Consider the following 3,101-nt stretch of genomic DNA (forward strand, 5'->3'; position numbering starts at 1 on the left):
GTCATGATGCGCAACACGCCGAGCGCCTGCGGCTGGTATCTGGAGAGGCTTTCGAAAAGCTTCATAATGACTCCATTTTCAATCCGCCCGGCCATAGATTATCGCCCAGGAATGACCATTCACTTCGCATGGCCTGCCGTCAACAATCGGTGATTGGGAATGTTCCCAATTGCCATTAAAATTTTCTCGCCAAGGTTGCATTAGTATCTCTATGGTTGTATTGATGCGTGTACAACAATCCTGAATGTGTGGGGGCCTTTGCCATGAAAAAAGTCGTCATCAGCCTTTTCGCGATCCTCGCAGGCATTAGCTTCGCCATGGCCGAGGACGCCGGCTGTGAGGCGTTCAAGTGGCCGGTGACGCGGGAGCAGACCCTGTTTGCCGCAGCACCGGCAACGCCGTCCGGAGCGGCGCTGGCGGTTGGTGAGGCTGCGGACCTGGCGCTGGTGCCGGTAGGGAAAGCCGGTTTTGCGGTAGCGCCCGAACGTGCGCCGGCATCGGACACGTTTGGCGCCGTTGCCAGCGTGGAGGTGCCGTCCGAGGGGGCCATCCAGATCAGTCTCTCGGGCGAGGCCTGGATCGATGTCATCCAGAATGGCCAGGCCATCAAGTCGGCGGGCTATAGTGGCGTGAAAACATGCCCTGGCATCCGCAAGAGCGTGCGCTTCAAGCTTGCGCCTGGCCCGGCCACCGTTCAGTTCAGCGGCGCGAAGAAAGCTGAGCTGAAGGTCGCGGTGCTGGCGCCGGAATGAGACGGCGCCAGTCAGGGGTAGAGGCCTTCATCGGTAGTCCGATGAAAGCCCGCGCTTTGTTTCAGCGATGTTCGATCGCGGTCAGCGGACCGGCGCCATCAAGGCGAAATGCGCGCCCTGCGGGTCCTGGCATTGGACGATCCAGCTGCCGCCCGGGACCTCCATCGGCCCCATCAGGATCTTGCCGCCATTGTCGGTCACCCGTTTGGCCGCCGCATCGATGGCCGGAACATTGAAATAGAACTGCCAGACCGGGACCGGAATCTGCTCGGGCTTGTTCATGATGCCGCCGCCGGATTCGGGGCCGGCTGTAAAGGTCTGGTAAGTGCCCACCGGGCCCATGTCGAAATCGCCGGCGTCGACCCAGCCGAACTGCTCGGAATAGAAATCGAACGCGGCTTTCCAGTCGCTCGTATAAAGCTCGTGCCAGCCGATGTGGCCCGGCGTGCCGGCCGGCACGACAGGCTGGTCGGGACCGTTTGGCTGCAGGAACATGAAGGTCGCGCCTTGCGGATCGGCGACGACGGCAAAGCGGCCGACGCCCGGAATGTCGTCGGGCTGGCGGTGAACGGTGCCGCCGGCTTTCTCCAGCGATGCCGTGGCAGCGTCGACATCCCTGGTGTGGATATAGCCAAGCCAGGCGGGCGGCATGCCCATCTTGGCTGCATCCTCAGGCAAGGTCATCAGGCCGCCGACGCCACGTTCGCCGACATTCATCACGACATAGCGCGGGATGCCGGGCGCCTTGTCGAAGGGCTGCGCCGTCCAGCCGATGACTTGGGTGTAGAATGCCTCGGCGGCGTCGAGATCTGACGTCATCAATTCGTACCAGAAGAAGGGCATCGGGGCTTTTGGCATTTCGGTCTCCTCACCTTTCATACGTGATCGTCGTCCATCATAGGACGATCCTCACGACGGGAATCCGACACCGCCCGGAAAACAATGGGTGTGTGTGCCAAGCGTTCCCTGGTTGCGCACCCAGCGGTTTTCGATTTCTCTACGGCTATGAAGGGTTGTCGTTCATGCGCTTGATGTCGCTCACGCCCGAGCTTGTCGCACTGTGCCATCGGGAGGAGGCCGATCCCGGCCCGGACCCGAGCTGGACAGACATGAACGACGAGGACTTTCGAGACCTTGCCTTGCGGCTGTCCAATGAAGCCGATGAGGGGCCGCTATGGGTGTTCGCTTATGGGTCGCTGATCTGGAAGCCGGAATTCGAGTCGGTCGAGCAACAGCTCGCCACGGCCTTTGGCTGGCACCGCTCTTTCTGCCTCGACATGGTGCGTTGGCGGGGCAGTGCCGAGCAGCCTGGGTTGATGATGGCGCTCGAACGGGGCGGACGCTGCAACGGCGTGATCTATCGCTTGCCGGAGGGCGAAAAGCCGGCGCAGGTCGAAAGGCTGCTGCGGCGCGAAATCAGCGACCACGAAAGCATCGAGACGGTCCGGTGGCTGCCGGTGCATACGCCGCAAGGCACGCTGCGCGCGCTCGGCTTCTGGGTCGGCGTGAAGGGCAGGGGAACGTCGCTGAACCAGCCGTTGGACAGAGTGGCGAGCGTGCTGGCCAGAGCCTGCGGGCATATCGGATCCGGCGCCGAATATCTCTACAACACGGTCAGCCACCTCGAGGCGTTCGGCATCCATGACCGCAATCTGTGGCGACTGCAGCAGCTGGTCGCAGAGGAGGTCAAGACCATTCATGGCTGTAAGCTTGAACCCGGCCATTCGCTCGCACTGTGAAAGCAGCCTCGGCCTCCGATAACATGAGTAAAAAAATCATGTTATTATCCAGCCTTTTCAGAGACTTGCGCCGAAAATTGACCAATTGATAAAAAAATAAAACGTGCTAGCCTTCCTCAAAAGAAAACATGGGGAACTGACGATGCCAGAAGGCCAATTCAGGGAAGGCATTGCGGGCGGCAGGCTCTCGGCCGACCAGTATGCGGATAATTTTTCCGACCTGCATCCGCCGCTCGATCACCACGAGGCGCTGGTCGAATCCGATCGCTGTTATTTCTGCTACGACGCGCCGTGCATGAACGCATGCCCGACCTCGATCGACATTCCACTGTTCATCCGCCAGATCTCGACCGGCAATCCGATCGGTTCGGCCAAGACCATCTTCGACCAGAACATATTGGGCGGCATGTGCGCCCGCGTCTGCCCGACCGAAACGCTGTGCGAAGAAGTCTGCGTGCGCGAAGTGGCGGAAGGCAAGCCGGTGCAGATCGGCCGCCTGCAGCGCTATGCCACCGACGTCGCCATGAGCGAGAACAAACAGTTCTACCCGCGCGCCGAGCCGACCGGCAAGACTGTCGCCGTGGTCGGCGCCGGGCCGGCCGGCCTTGCC

The 3,101-nt window shown here is 61.2% G+C and carries 3 protein-coding genes and 1 pseudogene; 3 read left to right on the forward strand and 1 reads right to left on the reverse strand.

The window, feature by feature from the left end; translation table 11 throughout:
- Window positions 1-263: 263 nt before the first annotated feature.
- The gene (locus EN964_RS30140; protein WP_127270194.1) at window positions 264-752 is read left to right on the forward strand and encodes a hypothetical protein; all 489 of its coding nucleotides are present in this window, start codon (window positions 264-266) and stop codon (window positions 750-752) included.
- An 81-nt stretch (window positions 753-833) separates the two neighbouring features.
- Here EN964_RS30140 and EN964_RS30145 read toward each other — a convergent pair whose 3' ends face one another.
- The gene (locus EN964_RS30145; RefSeq protein ID WP_127270192.1) at window positions 834-1,610 is read right to left on the reverse strand and encodes a VOC family protein; all 777 of its coding nucleotides are present in this window, start codon (window positions 1,608-1,610) and stop codon (window positions 834-836) included.
- 164 nt (window positions 1,611-1,774) lie between these two features.
- Here EN964_RS30145 and EN964_RS30150 point away from each other — a divergent pair, with 164 nt between their 5' ends.
- Both EN964_RS30150 and EN964_RS30155 read left to right on the forward strand, forming a co-directional pair.
- Window positions 1,775-2,491, forward strand: a complete 717-nt coding sequence (locus EN964_RS30150) for a gamma-glutamylcyclotransferase (RefSeq protein ID WP_127270190.1) — start codon at window positions 1,775-1,777, stop codon at window positions 2,489-2,491.
- Window positions 2,492-2,633: 142 nt separating this feature from the next.
- Window positions 2,634-3,101, forward strand: a pseudogene (locus EN964_RS30155) (dihydropyrimidine dehydrogenase); the annotation flags it as partial.

Source organism: Mesorhizobium sp. M7A.F.Ca.CA.001.10.2.1, from assembly GCF_003998575.1.
Classification (GTDB): Bacteria; Pseudomonadota; Alphaproteobacteria; order Rhizobiales; family Rhizobiaceae; genus Mesorhizobium.